The sequence below is a fragment of the Streptomyces sp. NPDC058195 genome (assembly GCF_042883525.1).
Classification (GTDB): Bacteria; Actinomycetota; Actinomycetes; order Streptomycetales; family Streptomycetaceae; genus Streptomyces.
In genome coordinates this window covers 59,445-78,052 of the sequence record NZ_JBHVVM010000008.1, presented here as the reverse complement: position 1 = coordinate 78,052, position 18,608 = coordinate 59,445, and the positions used below count along the sequence as shown (strand labels likewise).

Sequence of the window (18,608 nt, the reverse complement as noted above, 5' to 3'; positions counted from 1 at the left end):
GCCGCTCCGGACCGGGCGAGGGGGAGCTGTGGCCGTACCGTGACAGTCCCCGGCAGGCTGGTGATCACGCGCTACCGCGGGAGCCAGTCGGGCAGTTCCTCGGTCCGTGCCGTCCACTCGGCGGGGGGTGCGCCCGCCTTGCCCGCCGCGACGATCCCGCCGACGATCGCGCAGGTCGTGTCGACGTCTCCGCCGGCCTGCGCGGTCGTCCAGAAGGCCCGCTCGAAGTCACCGAGGCTCCGTGCCGCCGACCAGAGGGCGAACGGAACGGTGTCGTGCGCGCTGGTACGCCGGCCGTTGCCGAGCACCGCCGCCACCGTCCCGGTGTCGTCGTAGTCGAGCATGTCGCGGGCGCGGCGCAGCCCGGCGCCGACGGCGCTGCGCGGTACGAGCGCGATGACGCCGTCGAGCAGCTCCCCGGGGGCGGGTGGTCCGGCCGGTGAGGCGGCCAGTGAGGCCGCCGCGGCCACGGCCATCGCTCCCACCACCGCTTCGCGGTGCTGGTGCGTGGGGTACGAGGAGATCTCGGCCTGGTGCGTGGCCTGCTCGGGGTCGTCGGCGTACCAGGCGCCGAGGGGGGCGATACGCATCGCCGAGCCGTTGCCCCAGGAGCCCTGGCCGTTGAACAGCGCGGATGCCAGTTCCCGCCAGTCGTCGCCCTCCCGCACCAGTCTGAGCAGGCGGTTCACGGCCGGGCCGTATCCGCGGTCGAAGTCGTGGTGGCCGGCGAAGGAGCGGGCGAGCGCGTCCTGGTCGATCCGCTCGTGCCGCACCAGCACGGCCAGCACCGAGCACGCCATCTCGGTGTCGTCCGTCCACGGCCAGGGAGCGGGCGGCAGGGCGCGCTGCTTGAGCAGCGGATAGTTGGCGGGCACGAAGAACTGGGAGCCCAGGGCGTCTCCCACGGAGAGCCCGCGCAGACTGGCAAGGGCCCGTTCGAAACGTAGGCCGGAGGCCGATTCAGCGGTTGTCATCGCCCTTCCACTCTATCCGGTGATGCCGTACGGCTCAGGGGTTCTCCAGCGCTCGAACGGCCGGTCCAGGGTGTAGCGCCCGTCGGCGCCGAGGGTCAGCGTGCGGATCTCCCCGTTGCCCGGATTGGACAGCGATTCGAACTCGGCGACCGACCAGTGGAACCAGCGCATGCAGAACAGACGCATGGTCAGCCCGTGTGTGACCAGCAGGACGTTCTGCGGGTGGTCGGGGTCCTCGAAGCTCCGGTACAGGCTTTCCAGGAAGGCCCCGACCCGGTCGTACACATCGGCCCCGGACTCTCCCTGGGCGAAGCGGTAGAAGAAGTGGCCGTACGCGTCGCGGTAGGCCTTCTGCAGGCGTACGTCGTCGCGGTCCTGCCAGTTGCCCCAGTCCTGCTCGCGCAGGCGCGGCTCCTCACGCACCCGTACCCGCCCCAGGTCCAGATCGAGGGCCCGGAAGGTCTCGTGGGTGCGGCGGTAGGGCGAGACGTAGACACTGACCCGCTCGCCGGCGAACAGCTCGCGCAGTCCGGCGCCCGCCTCCCTGGCCTGCCTGCGCCCGGTCGGCGTGAGCCTCAGCGCATGGTCGGGCTCGCGCTCGTACACCGTGTCGTCGGCGTTGCCCTCGGACTCCCCGTGCCGGACGAGGACAATGCGTTGCGGTCGTGCCATGTACCCGACCCTAGGGGGTGCCGCCCCCGGCGGACGGGCGGGGACGGTTCATCCGAGCAGCCGCCCGGCGTCCATCTGGCGGATGTCCCCGGTGAAGCGGCGGCGCAGCTGCCGGTCGTGCGAGACCACGACGAGCGCGCCCGGCCAGCGGGCGAGGGCCTCCTCCAGTTCCTCCACGAGCGCGAGGGCCAGGTGGTTCGCCGGTTCGTCGAGCAGCAGCAGATCCGCGGGCCGGGCCAGGAGACGGGCGAGGGCCAGTCGTCTGCGCTGGCCCGCCGAAAGCGAGCCGACCGGCACCCGGAGGTCGCGGGAGCGGAACAGCCCGTACGAGAGGAGCAGGTCCGCCCGCTCGTCCCCGGCGAGCGGCAGACCCCGGCCGAACGCCGTGAGCACGGACTCCGCCGGCTGGTGCACCGGTATCTCCTGGGCGAGGTAGCCGATCGCGCCCCGACGGGTCACTCGGCCCGCGTCCGGTCGGAGCACCCCTGCCATGATCCGCAGCAGCGTGGACTTTCCCGCGCCGTTACCGCCGTGGATCAGGATCCGGTCGCTCGCTGTCACGGAGAGCTGGTCGACCGCGAGCCTGCCGCCCACCCGGACGTCCGTCAGGGAGACCAGCTCGCCTCCGGCCGCACCGGCCACGGGCAGGGCGGCGAAGCGCAGGGGTTCGGGCGGCCTGGGGACCGGGTGCGCCCTCAGCCGTTCCAGTCTCTTGTGCGCGTTGCGGACCCGGCCGGAGACCGAGGCCTGGACCCGGCCCGCGGCGCGGTCGTACGCCATTTTGTTGTTGTCCCTGATGACGCGGCCCGCGGCGACGGCGCGGGCGGTCGTCGCCGTGTACTCCTCCAGCTGCCCGGTCTCCTCGCACCACTGGGCGTAGGACTGCTCCCAGCGCTGCCGCGCGGCCCGCTGCCCGGCGCGGAATCCCGCGTAGCCGCCGCCGTAGCGCACGACCGTCCGCCGGTCGGCGTCGACCTCCAGCACCGAGGTCGCGACCCGCTCCAGGAAGATCCGGTCGTGGGACACGGCGACCACCGTGCCGGGGTGGGCGCACAGCTCGCCCTCCAGCCAGTCGAGCGCGGATTCGTCCAGGTGGTTGGTGGGTTCGTCGAGCAGCATCAGCTCGGGGCGGGCGGCGATCAGACAGGCCAGGCCCAGCCGCGCCTGCTCGCCGCCGGAGAGGCTGCCGAGCTCCCTGGAAGGTGTGATGTGCGCGAGGCCCAGGCCGTGCATCGCCTTGTCGACGCGGGCGTCGGCCTCGTATCCCCCGCGCAGCTCGAACGCGGTGAGCAGGTCCCCGTACGCGGCGAGCGCGGTGTCGTCGGCCGTACCGAGCGCCGCCTCCGCGGCCCTCAGCTCCCTTTCCAACGTGCGCAGTTCCGCGAGCGCGTCATCGACGGCGTCGCGCACCGTGCACCTGGGCGGCAGCCGCGGGGTCTGGGACAGCAGGCCGACACCGCGGTCAGCGGCCGTGAACACGGTCCCGGAAGCAGGGGGTTCGAGCCCCGCCAGAAGCCGGAGCAGGGTCGTCTTCCCCGCGCCGTTCTCCCCCACGACGCCGATCCGCTCCCCCGGGCGCACGACCAACGACACATCGTCGAGCAGCAGCCTGTCACCGCGGGACACGGTCACCCCGCGCAGAACGATCTGGCTGGACAAGACCCCCTCCGATCTCATGCAATCGTTGTTGCATTAAGGCGAGTGTGGCACACTGGAAGCGACTAACGCAACAGGAGTAGCAATTGACTCGGCGACGCACCACACCGGAGACCGAACCGCCCGCGACCGGAGCCGAGCCGTCCGGCCCAGGGGCCGAGCCGCCCGCGCCCTCACCCGCCGACGGCGCCGCGCCCGGCACCCGCCGCCCCGGCGGCAGGACCGCCCGTACCCGGACGGCGGTGCGCGACGCCGTCCTCACCGGCCTGGCGGAGCACGGCTATCCGGGCCTCACCGTCGAGTACGTCGCGGAGCGTTCCGGCGTCCACAAGACGACCCTCTACCGCCGCTGGGGAAACCTCGAAGGGCTCGTCGCGGACGCCCTGGACCTGGCAGGCGAGGACAGCTGGATCCCACCCGACACCGGAAGCCTGGCAGGAGACCTGCGGGCCCTGGCGCGGACGACGGCCGCCTCCTTCACGGACCCGGCCGCGGCGGCCGCGCCCACCGCGTTCATCGCCGCGGCCTTCCAGTCCGAGCGCGCCGCCGAGGCGCTGCACGCCTTCTACGCCGAGCGGTTCACCCGCTGCGAGGCGGTCGTCGCGCGCGCCGTCGCCCGGCAGGAGCTGGACCGGCACACGGACGCGGGGGCACTGGTCAGAGCCGTGGTCTCGCCCCTGTTCCTCGGGCTGTTCATCACCCGTGAGCCGGTCGGGAGCGAGCTGGCCGACCGGTCAGCGGCGGCGGCACTGGCGGCAGCCCACGCCGGAGTCTTCAACTCCCCGGCGGAATCCGCCTGATGGGGCCTGCGGCGACCCGTCCCGCCTCATCGGCCGCGGCCGGCCACCGCCGCCGGGCCGGTCACACCGTCCATGACGGTTCCAGCCGCACGACGTCGCCCGTCAGCTCCATCACGTCGTCCTCGGTCTGCGCCCGCTGTGCCAGCCGGTCGACACTCCCGGCCCGGTACTTGCCGCGTTCGGCGCTCGACTGCCACATCGACAGCACGAGGAACTCCTGCCCCGGCGCTTCTCCGAAGACCCCGCGCAGCATGCCCGGCGATCCGGCCATCGCTGGATTCCACACCCGCTCCTGCATCAGAGCGAAGTGCTCCACCCGGTCCTCACGCACCCTGCTGTGCGCCACCCGGACCACGTCCGCGTCGGTGAACCGCGGTTCGAACCCGGTCTTCACATCGAAGCGGTACTGGAAGAGCTTGACCTGAGCGGTGCTGTACGTACCGGACTGCTCGGCGGCCAGGGCGTCGTGCGCGCGCGCCATGAACGAGTCGTAGAAGACACGGTTGTCCCAGAAGGCGAAGACATGGGCCACGTCCGGGTGGCGTCGGCTCCAACCGCCGCCCTGCCCCCGGAATCCGGGCTCGCCGAGCAGCCCCGCCCACTTCTGCTGCCCCCGCTCGAAGCCTCGACGGTCCACCACGGTGCAACGCATCCACTTCACCAGCACCGCGCCATCGTACGGGGCCGGGCGTGTCATGGGTCACGCCCGGACGCGGAAGCCCCGAACCGGCCTTCGCGGGCCGCAGAATGACCGCCATGGTCCCGCTGCACACCCACCCGCTGTTCCACCGGCTCGAATCCGCGGAGCGCGTCCTCGTCGCGGGGGCGGGCGGCGGCTTCGACATCTACGCGGGGCTGCCCCTCGCGCTCTCCCTGCTTCACCAGGGCAAGCACGTACAACTCGCCAATCTGTCGTTCAGCGCGCTCGAAGGGCTCCCCACCGACTCCTGGCTCGCCCCCGACGTCGCCGCCATCACCCCCGAAACATCCCCGCACCAGGCGTACTTCCCCGAGCGGACGCTCGCCCAATGGCTGAGACTGCATGGCTATCCCTGCACGGTCCACGCCCTCTCCCGGGTCGGCGTGCAACCACTGCGCGCCGCCTACCGGGCGCTGATCGAGCGGTACGGCATCGACGCGGTCGTCCTGGTCGACGGCGGTACGGACATCCTGATGCGCGGCGACGAATCCGGACTCGGCACCCCCGAGGAGGATCTGGCCAGCGTCGCCGCGCTCGCCGCGATCGACGTGCCGGAGCGCCTCGTGGTGTCCATAGGCTTCGGCATCGACGCGTACCACGGGGTGAGCCACGGGCTCGTTCTGGAGAACATCGCCGCACTCGAACGGGACGGCGCCTTCCTCGGCGCGTTCTCCGTCTCCCGTACGACACGCGAGGGCGCGCTCTTCCTCGATGCCGTGGCCCACGCCCAGCACCACACGCCCGACCACCCCAGCATCGTGAACGGTTCGATCGCCGCCGCCGTCCAAGGCTCTTTCGGAAACGTCCAGTTCACCTCACGCACCCGCGGCAGCGAGCTGTTCATCAATCCGCTGATGACACTCTGCTTCGCCTTCGAGCTGGAGGGGGTGGCCCGCAACTGCCGCTATCTCGACCGGATCGAGCACACCCATCTGATCCGTCAGGTCAGCAGCGCCATCGAGGCGTTCCGCGACGAGGTCGCGCAGCGGCCGCCGCGCCGCATCCCGCACTGACCTCACCGGCCACGACCGGGCCCACCGCGGTGGCGCCGGGCCGGTGGCCCGATTCGGTCCTCCTGCGCCGATTCGGTTGGCTCCACGGCCGGTTGGGGACATGATCGGGTGATGTCAGCGGCCCGACGGCCCAGCGGAAAGCCAGGGAGGCAAGTCCGATGAGCACCCCCAATAAGGACCTCGACAAGGTCGACGTCAGGATCAAATGGGATCCCAGTCCCTCGGGAGCCCCGGCCCACGACCTCGACATCATCGCCGCGACCTACCTCGCCGAAGCGCCGTACGGCAGCCCGGCGTACCTCGTGCACTTCGACAGCCGCTCGCCGGACGGCACCATCACCCTCAACCGCGACAGCCGGACCGGCCAGGGCCTCGGCTTCGACGAGGAGATGACGCTGGAGCTGGACCGCCTGTCGAGCGCGTACTCCCGGGTGCTCGTCGGCGTCGCCATCCAGCAGCGCGACGGTCGCCTGACGTTCGCCGGGATAGCGAACACAGGTGTCCAGGTACGGGAGGGCTACTCGGTCCTGGCGGAGGACGACTTCTCCTCGGTCGGCACGGCCACCGCGGCCGTCGTGGCCGAATTCGCCCGCAGCGCCTCCGGGGCCTGGGAGTTCCACCGCGGCGTCCGGGGCTTCGACGGCGACCCGGACTCGTTCACCACGACCATGGGAAACCGTACGTCCGGGGCGTGAGGCGGCAGGGCCGCGCCCGCGCGGAGTGCCGGCACGTCCGGCGGAGGCACCGCCGGGTCCGGTTGCCGCGTCCGCGCGGTGCCGACGGAGCCCTGACCGGGGCGCGAGGTCCCGGACAGGGCTCCGCGCCCGGTCGGGCGTCAGGCTCCGACGTACTGCGCCAGGTGCTCACCCGTGAGGGTGGAGCGGGCGGCCACGAGCTCGGCCGGGGTGCCCTCGAAGACGATCCTGCCGCCGTCGTGACCGGCACCGGGCCCCAGATCGATGATCCAGTCCGCGTGTGCCATCACCGCCTGGTGGTGCTCGACCACGATGACCGACTTCCCCGAGTCGACGAGCCGGTCCAGCAGGCCGAGCAGCTGTTCCACGTCGGCGAGGTGGAGACCGGTGGTCGGCTCGTCGAGGACGTACACACCGCCCTTGTCCGCCATGTGCGTCGCCAGCCTGAGCCGCTGCCGCTCGCCGCCGGAGAGCGTGGTGAGCGGCTGGCCGAGGCTGAGATAGCCGAGTCCGACGTCCGTGAGCCGCCGCAGGATGCGGTGCGCGGCCGGGTTGCGCGCCTCCCCGGCTCCGAAGAACTCCTCGGCCTGGGCCACCGGCATCGCGAGTACCTCGCTGATGTCGCGGCCGCCGAAGAGGTGGTCGAGCACCGAGGACTGGAACCGCTTCCCCTCGCACTCCTCGCAGGGTGTGGCGACCCCCGCCATCATCGCCAGGTCGGTGTAGATCACGCCCGCCCCGTTGCAGGCCGGGCAGGCGCCCTCGGAGTTGGGGCTGAACAGCGCCGGCTTCACACCGTTGGCCTTCGCGAACGCCTTGCGGATCGGGTCGAGCAGTCCGGTGTACGTCGCCGGGTTACTCCGCCGCGAGCCGCGGATGGCGCTCTGGTCGACCGACACCACCTCCGTGCCCACGGGCATCGACCCGTGCACGAGCGAGCTCTTGCCGGACCCCGCGACGCCGGTGACGACGGTGAGCACGCCGAGCGGGATGTCGACATCGACGCCCTGGAGGTTGTGCGTGCTCGCGCCCCGGACCTTCAGCGCCCCGGTGGGCTCGCGCACCGTGCCCTTGAGCGCCGCACGGTCGTCGAGATGGCGGCCGGTGACCGTGTCGCCGGACCGCAGCTCCTCGACGGTGCCCTCGAAGCAGACCGTGCCGCCCGCCGGACCGGCGCCGGGACCGAGGTCCACGACATGATCGGCGACGGCGATCGTCTGCGGCTTGTGCTCCACGACGAGCACCGTGTTGCCCTTGTCCCGCAGCCTCAGCAGCAGGCCGTTCATCCGCTGGATGTCGTGCGGGTGCAGGCCGATGGTGGGCTCGTCGAAGACGTAGGTGACATCGGTGAGCGAGGAGCCGAGATGGCGGATCATCTTGACGCGCTGCGCCTCGCCGCCGGACAGGGTGCCCGAGGGCCGGTCGAGCGAGAGGTAGCCGAGCCCGATCTCCACGAACGAGTCCAGGGTCTGCCCCAGCGCGGCGAGCAACGGGGCCACCGAGGCGTCGTCGAGGCCGCGCACCCACCCGGCCAGGTCGCTGATCTGCATCGCGCAGGCGTCGGCGATGCCCAGCTTCCCGATCTTCGAGGAGCGGGCCTCCTCGCTGAGACGGCTGCCCTCGCACGCGGGGCAGGTGGTGAAGGCGACCGCCCGCTCCACGAACTCCCGGATGTGCGGCTGCAACGCTTCCTTGTCCTTGGAGAGGAAGGACTTCTGGATCTTGGGGATCAGGCCCTCGTAGGTGAGGTTGACGCCCTCGACCTTCACCTTGGTCGGCTCCCGGTAGAGGAAGTCCTGCATCTCCCTCCTGCTGAACTCCCGGATCGGCTTGTCCGGGTCGAGGAGGCCGGACTCGGCGTAGACCCGTACGGTCCAGAAACTGTCCGACTTCCAGCCGGGGATGGTGAACGCGCCCTCGGAGAGCGACTTGGTGTCGTCGTACAGCTGGCTCAGGTCGATGTCCGAGACCCTGCCCCGGCCTTCGCAGTGGGTGCACATGCCGCCGGTGCGGGTGAAGGTCCGCTTGACGGTCTTGGTGCGGTCCGCGCCCCGGTCGACCTTGAACGCGCCGCTGGCCTGGACCGACGCGACGTTGAAGGAGAAGGCCTGGGGCGAGCCGATGTACGGCTTGCCCAGCCGGCTGAAGAGGATGCGCAGCATCGCGTTGGCGTCGGTGGCGGTGCCGACCGTGGAGCGCGGGTCGGCGCCGAGTCGCTGCTGGTCGACCGTGATCACGGTCGTCAGCCCGTCGAGCACATCGACCTCGGGCCGCGCCAGGCTCGGCATGAAGCCCTGCACGAAGGCGCTGTACGTCTCGTTGATCAGTCGCTGCGACTCGGCGGCGATGGTGCCGAACACCAGCGAGCTCTTGCCCGAACCGGAGACTCCGGTGAAGACCGTCAGACGGCGCTTCGGGATCTCGATGCTGACGTCCTTGAGGTTGTTCACGCGCGCGCCGTACACGCGGATCATGTCGTGGCTGTCGGCAGCGTGCCGCTCGGGCGACGACGTGTCCGTCCTCTTGGCCATGCTTGTCGTGTCTCCATCTGTCGGGCGGGGCCTCCCGTGTGCGGCGGGAAGCTCACGTGCGTCGTGGATGCCCATGCACGGCACGCTAGTCGCGGCCCTGTGACCGCGCTTCTCGATTCCTGATCGGTCGGGTGACCTGCTTCGCCACACACGAGGGCATCCCCTCCGTGGCACGCGCGGCCTCCCGCCGGTACGTACTGGGCGGCATGCCCACCAGCTCGGTGAAACGCGTACTGAAGGTGCCCAGCGACGAGCAGCCGACCATGAAGCAGACCTCGGTGACGCTGAGGTCACCGCGCCGCAGCAGTGCCATCGCCCGCTCGATGCGCCGCGTCATCAGATACCCGTACGGAGACTCCCCGTACGCCTGCCGGAACGCGCGGCTCAGATGCCCGGCCGACATGTGGGCGCCGCGGGCCAGGGCCTCGACGTCCAGTGGCTGCGCGAAATCCCGGTCGATCCGGTCACGGACACGGCGCAGCCGCGCGAGATCACGCAGCCGTTGTGTCTCATCGGGTCTGCTGGTCATCTGCGAGATCGTGCCACACCGCTCGGACAGCCGCCCCCGCGAGCGGCACCGGCCCGGTACGCCGGAGGGCGCCGACCACTGGCCGGCGCCCTCCTCACCCGATGACCGGGATGCGTGTCACCCGGTGACCGGGATGCGCGGAATTATCAGCTGCAACCGCTGGTCGAGCCGCAGCCCTCGCAGATGTAGCAGGAACCGGCACGCTGCATCTTGGTGCCGCAGGAGAAGCAGAGCGGCGCGTCCGCGCTGATCCCGAGCTGCATCTCGACGAGCTCCGCCGAGGTGTGCGCGGTCCGGGGGGCGGGCTTCTCCGCCTCCTGCACCACGGCCACCGCCTTCAGCGGCTCCGTCCGCACCGGGGCGGACTGGGCCAGGCTCTCGATGTCCATCTCCTCGTCGTCGAGCGAGGGCTCGTACGAACCGGTGTCGAGGTGGCGCTGGCGCTCCTCGGCCGAGTGGATGCCGAGCGCGGAGCGGGTCTCGAAGGGCAGGAAGTCCAGCGCGAGGCGGCGGAAGATGTAGTCGACGATCGACTGCGCCATCCGCACGTCCGGGTCGTCCGTCATTCCGGCCGGCTCGAAGCGCATGTTGGTGAACTTCGAGACGTAGGTCTCCAGCGGAACGCCGTACTGCAGGCCGACCGAGACGGCGATGGAGAAGGCGTCCATCATGCCCGCGAGGGTGGAGCCCTGCTTGGACATCTTCAGGAAGACCTCGCCGAGACCGTCGTCGGGGTAGGAGTTGGCGGTCATGTAGCCCTCGGCGCCGCCCACCGTGAAGGAGGTGGTGATGCCGGGACGGCCCTTGGGCAGGCGCTTGCGGACCGGGCGGTACTCGACGACCTTCTCGACCGCGGTACGGATGGTCTCCTCGGCCTTGGCCGTGACCTCCGCCTTCTCCTTCTCCTTGGTCTTCGCGGAGAGGGGCTGGCCGACCTTGCAGTTGTCGCGGTAGATGGCGAGCGCCTTGACGCCCATCTTCCACGCCTCGAAGTAGACCTCCTCGACGTCCTCGACGGTGGCCGTCTCCGGCAGGTTCACCGTCTTGGACAGCGCGCCGGAGATCCAGGGCTGGATCGCGGCCATCATGCGGACGTGGCCCATCGCGGAGATGGAGCGCTCGCCCATCGCGCAGTCGAAGACCTCGTAGTGCTCGGTCTTCAGACCGGGGGCGTCGATCACGTTGCCGTGCTCGGCGATGTGCTCGACGATCGCCTCGATCTGCTCCTCCGGGTAGCCCAGGCGGCGCAGGGCCTGCGGGACGGTGCCGTTGACGATCTGCATCGAGCCGCCGCCGACCAGCTTCTTGAACTTGACCAGGGCGAGGTCGGGCTCCAGGCCGGTGGTGTCGCAGGACATCGCGAGACCGATGGTGCCGGTCGGCGCGATGACCGAGGCCTGCGCGTTGCGGAAACCGTTCTTCGCGCCGAGGCGGAGCACGTCCTGCCAGGCCTCCGTCGCGGCGGCCCAGATCGGGTTGTCCAGGTCGTCCATGTGGACGGCGGCCGAGTTGGCGTCGGCGTGCTGCTTCATGACGCGCTGGTGCGGCTCGGCGTTGCGGGCGTAGCCGTCGTACGGGCCGACGACCGCGGCGAGCTCGGCGGAGCGCTTGTACGACGTACCCGTCATCAGCGAGGTGATGGCGCCGGCGAGGGCGCGGCCCCCCTCGCTGTCGTAGGCGTGGCCGGTCGCCATCAGCAGGGCGCCGAGGTTGGCGTAGCCGATGCCGAGCTGGCGGAAGGCCCGGGTGTTCTCACCGATCTTCTCGGTCGGGAAGTCGGCGAAGCAGATGGAGATGTCCATCGCGGTGATGACCAGCTCGACGACCTTGGCGAAGCGCTCGACGTCGAAGGACTGGTTGCCCTCGCCGTCGTCCTTGAGGAACTTCATCAGGTTCAGCGAGGCGAGGTTGCACGAGGTGTTGTCCAGGTGCATGTACTCGGAGCAGGGGTTCGAGCCGTTGATCCGGCCGGACTCCGGGCAGGTGTGCCAGTGGTTGATGGTGTCGTCGTACTGGATGCCGGGGTCGGCGCAGGCCCAGGCGGCCTCGGCCATCTTGCGGAAGAGCGACTTGGCGTCGACCTCCTCGATGACCTCACCGGTCATGCGGGCGCGCAGCCCGAACGCGCCGCCGGACTCGACGGCCTTCATGAACTCGTCGTTGACCCGGACCGAGTTGTTGGCGTTCTGGTACTGGACGGACGTGATGTCGTCGCCGCCCAGGTCCATGTCGAAGCCCGCGTCGCGCAGGGCGCGGATCTTCTCCTCCTCCTTCACCTTGGTCTCGATGAAGTTCTCGATGTCGGGGTGGTCGACGTCGAGGATGACCATCTTGGCCGCGCGCCGGGTGGCGCCGCCGGACTTGATGGTTCCGGCGGAGGCGTCGGCGCCGCGCATGAAGGAGACCGGGCCGGAGGCGTTGCCGCCGGAGGACAGCAGCTCCTTGGAGGAGCGGATGCGGGAGAGGTTCAGGCCGGCACCGGAGCCGCCCTTGAAGATCATGCCCTCTTCCTTGTACCAGTCGAGGATCGACTCCATGGAGTCGTCGACGGACAGGATGAAGCAGGCCGAGACCTGCTGCGGCTGGGGCGTCCCGACGTTGAACCACACCGGGGAGTTGAAGCTGAAGATCTGGTGCAGGAGGGCGTACGCCAGCTCGTGCTCGAAGATCTCGGCGTCCGCGGGGGAGGCGAAGTAGCTGTAGTCCTCGCCGGCCTTGCGGTACGTCTTCACGATCCGGTCGATCAGCTGCCGCAGACCGGTCTCGCGCTGCGGGGTGCCGACGGCCCCGCGGAAGTACTTGCTGGTGACGATGTTGACCGCGTTCACCGACCAGAAGTCGGGGAACTCGACGCCACGCTGCTCGAAGTTGATCGAGCCGTCGCGCCAGTTGGTCATGACGACGTCACGACGCTCCCACGCCACCTCGTCGTACGGATGCACGCCGGGAGTGGTGTGGATGCGCTCGATACGCAGCCCCTTGCTCGACTTGGCTCCCTTGGTGCGGGAACCTCGTGCCGGGCCGCTCGCCGTCTCTGTCATGCCGCCTCCCATATGTGGGCAAAAACACCCTGAAGTGCCCAGAACTTCCCGGGGCACCGTCTGTCTCTGATACCTCGGACGCCACCCAGAGCGCCGAAGCAGGTCTATGAAGCCGCCCTGCGGCCGGTCCCGCCCCATGACGGCGGCGGCCGGTGCCGATCAGTCGGCGGCAGCGGCGGGAACGGGAACCTCCACGGCCCCGCCGTTCCCTTCCGCAGAAGGCCGCCGCTCACGGAGCTCCGCGATGGCGGCCTCGAAGTCTTCGAGTGTGTCGAACGCCCGGTACACGGACGCGAAACGCAGGTACGCGACGAGGTCGAGTTCCCGCAGGGGGCCGAGGATGGCCAGGCCCACGTCGTGCGTGGTCAGCTCGGCGCTGCCGGTCGCCCGCACCGCCTCCTCGACCCGCTGGCCGAGCTTGGCGAGGGCGTCCTCGGTGACCGGCCGCCCCTGGCACGCCTTGCGCACTCCGGAGATGACCTTCGTCCGGCTGAAGGGCTCGGTCACACCGCTGCGCTTCACCACCATCAGCGAACAGGTCTCCACCGTCGTGAAACGGCGGGAGCAGTCGGGGCACTGGCGACGGCGTCGGATCGACGTGCCGTCATCGGTGGTGCGACTGTCGACGACCCGGCTGTCGGGGTGCCTGCAGAAGGGGCAGTGCATGGCTCCCAACCCTCCTTCACAGCACGACTGAATAGCCTCATCGGGGCCCGCCGGGGCCCCTCGAAGCTGTCACAAGCATAGGCGATGGCCACACCCTCGATTCACCGAGGACCACAACTTCTGGGTGGCCGGAGCAATCCAACCACTAGATCTTGGGTTTGCTCCCGCACTCGGCCCTACCGCGTGTCGCTCATCGCGAGCCGTCGGCAGGCAGCGTAGCGGCCGCGTTAGAGGGTACGGGAACGACGCGGCGGCCGACGTCGCGGGGCCCGCCCGTCACACCCGGGCAAGCCCCCCGCGGCGATCGGCGCGCCCGTCCCGCCAGGGGGCGACCCGCAGGGGAATCCTGGCGCACATCCTTTGCGCATACACCTGCCGGAGAACACGCGACAGACTTTTATACCTTTTTCACTCGAACGTGTGTTTGGCGCAACCTTTCGAAAGCCACTACCGTTGTCCAGCCAGGGAGACCATTCGAGAGGGGCCGACGTGACCACCACCGCAGACAGTGCCACCATCACCGCCCAGGACCGCTCCCAGGGCCGATTCGAGCCGGTGCATGCCATGAATGACTCAGTCACGAACATGGAGGGACCGGAGTCCGCGCGTCCAGCGCGCTCCCTGCCCGGTCGACCTCCCGGAATCCGGGCGGACAGCTCGGGGCTCACGGACCGGCAGCGGCGCGTCATCGAGGTGATCCGGGACTCCGTGCAGCGGCGTGGTTATCCCCCCTCCATGCGCGAGATCGGCCAGGCGGTGGGCCTCTCCAGCACGTCGTCCGTGGCGCATCAGCTGATGGCCCTGGAGCGGAAGGGTTTCCTGCGTCGCGACCCCCACCGGCCCCGGGCCTACGAGGTACGCGGTTCGGACCAGCCCAGCTCGCAGCCCACGGACACGACCGGCAAGCCCGCGGCCTCGTACGTGCCGCTGGTCGGCCGGATCGCGGCAGGCGGCCCCATCCTCGCCGAGGAGTCGGTCGAGGACGTCTTCCCCCTCCCCCGCCAGCTCGTCGGTGACGGCGAGCTGTTCGTCCTCAAGGTCGTCGGCGATTCGATGATCGAGGCGGCCATCTGCGACGGCGACTGGGTCACCGTCCGCCGCCAGCCCGTCGCGGAGAACGGCGACATCGTGGCCGCCATGCTGGACGGCGAGGCCACCGTCAAGCGCTTCAAGCGGGAGGACGGCCATGTCTGGCTGCTCCCGCACAATGCCGCGTACCAGCCGATTCCGGGTGACGAAGCGACGATCCTCGGCAAGGTGGTGGCGGTGCTGCGGCGGGTGTGAGGCCCGCCCTCTCCGACCGGGCCCCGGGATCCACTGCGCCGATCCCGGGGCCCGCTCATGTCCGCTCGGGCCCTCCGCCGGACTCCCGGCCGGAGCCCGGTGCGGCCTACCGGCCGTCCGCCGTGGCCGCCGCGTCGATCGCCGCGAGCGAGCGACGCGCCTGGTTGCGATCGGTGGTGTACCAGAAATCGGGCAGCGAGGCGCGGAGATAGCTCCCATAGCGGGCGTTGGCCAGGCGCGGGTCGAGCACGGCGACCACACCCTTGTCCCCCGTCGCCCGGACGAGCCGACCCGCTCCCTGGGCCATCAGCAGCGCCGCGTGCGTGGCCGCGACGGCCATGAAGCCATTGCCGCCCGCCTCCTCGACCGCCTTCTGGCGCGCGCTCATCAGCGGATCGTCGGGGCGCGGGAAGGGGATGCGGTCCATGACTACGAGCTGGCAGCTGGCCCCCGGCACATCGACGCCCTGCCAGAGCGAGAGCGTGCCGAAGAGGCAGGTCTCCGGGTCGGCCGCGAAATTCTTGATCAGCTCGCCCAGCGTCTCCTCGCCCTGGAGCAGGATCGGCTTGTCCAGCCGGCCCCGCAGCTCCTCGGCCGCGGCCTGGGCCGCCCGCATCGAGGAGAACAGCCCGAGGGTGCGCCCGCCCGCCGCCTCGACCAGCTCGGCGAGCTCGTCCAGCATGTCGGTGCGGGAGCCCTCCCGCCCCGGCGTGGCCAGGTGCCGGGCGACGTAGAGAATGCCCTGCTTGGGGTAGTCGAACGGCGAGCCGACGTCCAGCCCCTTCCACTGCGGAAGGTCCTCGCCACCGGTGCCCTCGGGCGCCAGCCCCAGCGAGGCGCCCACCCCGTTGAAATCCCCGCCGAGCTTCAGCGTGGCCGAGGTCAGCACGACGGACCGCTCGGTGAAGAGCTTCTCGCGCAGCAGTCCCGAGACGGAGAGCGGGGCCACCCGCAGGGAGGCACCGAAGCGGTCGTGGCGCTCGAACCAGACGACGTCGTACTCCGAGCCGTGGGTGATCCGCTCGGCGACGCCATGGATCGACTCCACCGAGGCCAGGGCCTGCTTGCGCACGGCGTCCTCGTCCTGGACGGACTTGTCGCGGGTCGCGCCCAGGGCGGAGATCACCGTGCGCGCGGCGTCGCGCAGTGCCAGCAGCGCGTAGTTCAGATCCTCGGGAACCTCTTCCAGGCGGCCGGGCAGCGCCAGCTCCATCACCCGCTCGAAGCCCTCCGAGGCCGTCTGCAGCGCGTCGGCCGCCTTCTCGTTGACCAGCTTCGCCGCGCGGCGGACCGCCCGGTTGACCTGGCCGGGGGTGAGCTCTCCGGTGGCCACGCCGGTCACCCGGGAGACCAGCTCATGGGCCTCGTCGACGATCAGCACCTCGTGCTGCGGAAGCACCGGGGCGCCCTCGATGGCGTCGATGGCCAGGAGAGCGTGATTGGTGACGACGACCTCGGCGAGCTTGGCCCGCTCCCGGGCCGCCTCCGCGAAGCACTCGGCCCCGTACGCGCACTTCGAGGCACCCAGGCACTCGCGCGAGGAGACGGAGACCTGAGCCCAGGCGCGATCGGAGACCCCTGGGGTGAGGTCGTCACGATCGCCGCTCTCCGTCTCGTCCGACCAGTCCCGCAGCCGGATCAGATCCTGGCCCAGCTTGCTCGACGGGGCGGCGGCCTCGAACGGGTCGAACAGGCCCTCCTCCTCGTCCTGCGGCACCCCTTCGTGGAGCCGGTGCAGACACAGGTAGTTCGACCGGCCCTTGAGCATGGCGAACTGGGGGCGGCGGCGCAGCAGCGGATGCAGCGCGTCGACCGTACGGGGAAGGTCACGCTCCACCAGCTGGCGCTGGAGTGCCAGGGTCGCCGTGGCGACCACGACCCGCTCCCCGTGCGCGAGCGCGGGCACCAGATAGCCGAGGGACTTTCCGGTGCCGGTGCCGGCCTGGACGAGCAGATGGGATTGGTCGTCCACGGCCTCGGCGACGGCCTCGGCCATGGCGGCCTGACCAGGGCGCTCCGTACCGCCGACGGCGGTCACGGCGGCGTGCAGGAGCTCGGGAAGGGATGGCTTCGTCATAGCCCGACCAGCGTACGGGTCGCCACTGACAACAGCGGTCACTCCCGGACTCCGGCGTCGGGGTGGAGCGGGTTGGGCACGGACCCGTGGATGGCGGCGTGCGGGCGCTGCGGACGGTCGCGGTAGCCGTCGACGTGCAGCCGGTTGCGGTTCAGACAGAGGCGTTCGATGTCGGGGGTGAGCAGGTCGAACATCTCGAACCGGTCCTTGAGCTCCGGAAAGCGGGCGTGGTGGCGCAGGATCTCGGCCCGGACGAGTGACCAGAATTCGTCCTCCGGAACGCCCAGCTGCTCCTCGCACAGCGCCGACAGGAAGCGGAACACGCCGACGAAGAGCCCGGCGTGGATGAACTGGGTGAGGAAGTCGGGTTCCTCGGTGAGCAGGATGCGGCGTACGTCCTCGGGCATCGTGTCGTGCTCCGGCAGCCACTGGGCGCTGACGTTCACGTCGTCGACGAAGTCCTTGATCGCCAGGCGTGCCGGTACGTCCCGCTCGTCGAAGACCACGATGGCGTTCTCGCCGTGCGGGGAGAAGACCGTGCCGTATCGGTAGAGGAAGTGGAGCAGCGGCGGGAGCAGGGCGGAGAAGAGACAGGTCAGCCAGGCGGTGGGGGTGAGTCCGGAGCGGGCGACGAGCTCGGCGGTGAAGGCCCGGCCGCCCGGGTCGGTGTGGAGCAGCGAGGCGAGGGTCCGGGCCCGCTCACCGGGGGCGAGCCGGGGCTGGAGGGGTTCACGCCAGATCGCGCCGAGGATCTCCTTGAACTGGTACGGGGCCTCGGGAAGGCGGTCGTAGAGCGGGTGCTCCACGGTCACGGAGGCGACCTCGCCGAGCAGGATGACCCGGCAGGTGTCGCGGAGGAAGGCGTCCTGGTCACGCAGGCCGTGGACCCAGGTGGTGACGGCGGGGGCGGCGAGGGTCCGTTCGGTCGGCAGCCCGCGCCAGACCAGGGTGTTGAGGATCGACAGCGGCAGCTTGACGGAGTGCCGGTCGGGGCGGGCCACATTGCTGAAGGTCCGGATGGACTGCTGGGGCAGCCTGAGGTCCGCGTCGGCGTGGAGCGGCACGATCTCCCCGGCGGCGAGGGCGGGCGCGAAGAGCGGAACGATCCATTCGTCCCACTGCCAGGGGTGTACGGGGAGGAAGAGGTAGCCGCCCGGGTCGAGGCCGCGGGCGCGGAGCACGGCCTCGAAGGAGGCGCGGACCGCGGGGTCCAGCTCGTGGGCGTACAGCTGTTCCGGAACGGTCAGTCCGGCGGCTCCGCGATAGGCGGCGATCGAGGTGGAGACCGCGATCCACGGCAGGGTGAGTGGGGTGCGGGCCTCGGGGGTGTAGCGCGCGGCGTCGGCGGCGGAGAGACCGAGGCGGCCCTTGTTCGCGACCAGCCAGGGGTGGCCGGTCTGGTGCCCCTCCAGCTCGGCGTAGTCGAGGTCGGCCAGCTCGGCGGCGGTGAGCGCGGTGTGGTCGAGGCGGGCGTCGGCGGTGAGGGTGGTGGTGATCTCACGGATGAGGTGTCCGAGGGTGGCGCCGTCGATGCCGAGGAGGCGGCGGGCGCGGACCAGGAGGCGGAGCGGGTCGCGGAAGGGTGTAGCGCCGGTGGCCGGGCGGTCGCCGTCCGGTGTCCCCGGGGTGCTCACGGGGGTCTCCAGGATGGAGTCCGGGGCGATGTGCCAGCTGCCGTACACGCCCCGGCGGGCGCGGAAGGAGAGGCGTCGGCCGTCGTCGAGGGCGAGGGCGTAGGCATCGCTCCCGCTGGCCTGCCGGACCGGCTCGACGACTTCCTCGTAGGCGAACTGTTCGAGCATCTTGGCGAGCATCCGGGCGGCGGCCCGGTCCCACACCGTGCGGTTCAGTTCGGGTGTGCGGAGCAGTGCGGGGGACTCCGCTGAATCATGGCTCTCGGGATATGTAGGCACGGGGACTCCTCGGGGTGGAACCCATGGGGTTCGAGCGGTGTGAGTAGGGCAAGGGTT

At 70.6% G+C, this 18,608-nt stretch carries 14 protein-coding genes; 4 read left to right on the top strand and 10 right to left on the bottom strand.

Annotated elements, in window-relative coordinates; genetic code table 11:
- Positions 1-71 precede the first annotated feature (71 nt).
- Genes ACFVWY_RS12685 through ACFVWY_RS12675 form a run of 3 tightly spaced genes read right to left on the bottom strand, consistent with a single transcriptional unit; the run spans position 72 to position 3,305 of the window.
- The gene (locus ACFVWY_RS12685; RefSeq protein WP_389870506.1) at positions 72-974 is read right to left on the bottom strand and encodes an ADP-ribosylglycohydrolase family protein; all 903 of its coding nucleotides are present in this window, start codon (positions 972-974) and stop codon (positions 72-74) included.
- Between the two features lie 12 nt (positions 975-986).
- Positions 987-1,646, bottom strand: coding sequence for a histidine phosphatase family protein (locus ACFVWY_RS12680; RefSeq protein ID WP_389870504.1), 660 nt, complete (start codon positions 1,644-1,646; stop codon positions 987-989).
- Positions 1,647-1,694: 48 nt separating this feature from the next.
- Positions 1,695-3,305: an ABC-F family ATP-binding cassette domain-containing protein gene (locus tag ACFVWY_RS12675; protein WP_389870502.1), complete on the bottom strand. Its 1,611-nt coding sequence runs from the start codon at positions 3,303-3,305 to the stop codon at positions 1,695-1,697.
- A gap of 83 nt (positions 3,306-3,388) precedes the next feature.
- Between ACFVWY_RS12675 and ACFVWY_RS12670 the strand changes: the two genes are divergently transcribed.
- Complete coding sequence (locus ACFVWY_RS12670; RefSeq protein WP_389870500.1) at positions 3,389-4,102, top strand: TetR/AcrR family transcriptional regulator; 714 nt, start codon at positions 3,389-3,391, stop codon at positions 4,100-4,102.
- Positions 4,103-4,163: 61 nt separating this feature from the next.
- On the opposite strand, the gene ACFVWY_RS12665 is transcribed toward ACFVWY_RS12670, so the two are convergent.
- Positions 4,164-4,799, bottom strand: coding sequence for a YdbC family protein (locus ACFVWY_RS12665; protein ID WP_389870497.1), 636 nt, complete (start codon positions 4,797-4,799; stop codon positions 4,164-4,166).
- Positions 4,800-4,858: 59 nt separating this feature from the next.
- Between ACFVWY_RS12665 and ACFVWY_RS12660 the strand changes: the two genes are divergently transcribed.
- The gene (locus ACFVWY_RS12660; RefSeq protein ID WP_389870495.1) at positions 4,859-5,815 is read left to right on the top strand and encodes a DUF1152 domain-containing protein; all 957 of its coding nucleotides are present in this window, start codon (positions 4,859-4,861) and stop codon (positions 5,813-5,815) included.
- Between the two features lie 158 nt (positions 5,816-5,973).
- Complete coding sequence (locus tag ACFVWY_RS12655; protein WP_389870493.1) at positions 5,974-6,510, top strand: TerD family protein; 537 nt, start codon at positions 5,974-5,976, stop codon at positions 6,508-6,510.
- Positions 6,511-6,650: 140 nt separating this feature from the next.
- On the opposite strand, the gene ACFVWY_RS12650 is transcribed toward ACFVWY_RS12655, so the two are convergent.
- The 4 genes from ACFVWY_RS12650 to nrdR all read right to left on the bottom strand — a co-directional run bounded on the left by ACFVWY_RS12650 (position 6,651) and on the right by nrdR (position 13,277).
- Positions 6,651-9,041 carry an ATP-binding cassette domain-containing protein gene (locus ACFVWY_RS12650; protein ID WP_389870491.1) on the bottom strand — a complete coding sequence of 797 codons (2,391 nt, stop codon included), beginning with the start codon at positions 9,039-9,041 and terminating at the stop codon, positions 6,651-6,653.
- An 85-nt stretch (positions 9,042-9,126) separates the two neighbouring features.
- Positions 9,127-9,570, bottom strand: a complete 444-nt coding sequence (locus ACFVWY_RS12645) for a helix-turn-helix transcriptional regulator (protein WP_389870489.1) — start codon at positions 9,568-9,570, stop codon at positions 9,127-9,129.
- Between the two features lie 146 nt (positions 9,571-9,716).
- Positions 9,717-12,611, bottom strand: coding sequence for a vitamin B12-dependent ribonucleotide reductase (locus ACFVWY_RS12640; RefSeq protein ID WP_389870487.1), 2,895 nt, complete (start codon positions 12,609-12,611; stop codon positions 9,717-9,719).
- Between the two features lie 159 nt (positions 12,612-12,770).
- On the bottom strand, positions 12,771-13,277 hold the full coding sequence (nrdR, locus tag ACFVWY_RS12635; protein ID WP_389870486.1) for a transcriptional regulator NrdR: 507 nt from the start codon (positions 13,275-13,277) through the stop codon (positions 12,771-12,773).
- A gap of 489 nt (positions 13,278-13,766) precedes the next feature.
- Between nrdR and lexA the strand changes: the two genes are divergently transcribed.
- On the top strand, positions 13,767-14,561 hold the full coding sequence (lexA, locus tag ACFVWY_RS12630) for a transcriptional repressor LexA (RefSeq protein ID WP_376685044.1): 795 nt from the start codon (positions 13,767-13,769) through the stop codon (positions 14,559-14,561).
- Between the two features lie 106 nt (positions 14,562-14,667).
- On the opposite strand, the gene ACFVWY_RS12625 is transcribed toward lexA, so the two are convergent.
- Positions 14,668-16,638 (bottom strand): ATP-dependent DNA helicase, encoded by a 1,971-nt coding sequence (locus tag ACFVWY_RS12625; protein ID WP_389870483.1) that lies wholly within the window; start codon positions 16,636-16,638, stop codon positions 14,668-14,670.
- 38 nt (positions 16,639-16,676) lie between these two features.
- Positions 16,677-18,551, bottom strand: coding sequence for an IucA/IucC family protein (locus ACFVWY_RS12620; RefSeq protein WP_389870481.1), 1,875 nt, complete (start codon positions 18,549-18,551; stop codon positions 16,677-16,679).
- Positions 18,552-18,608: the final 57 nt, after the last annotated feature.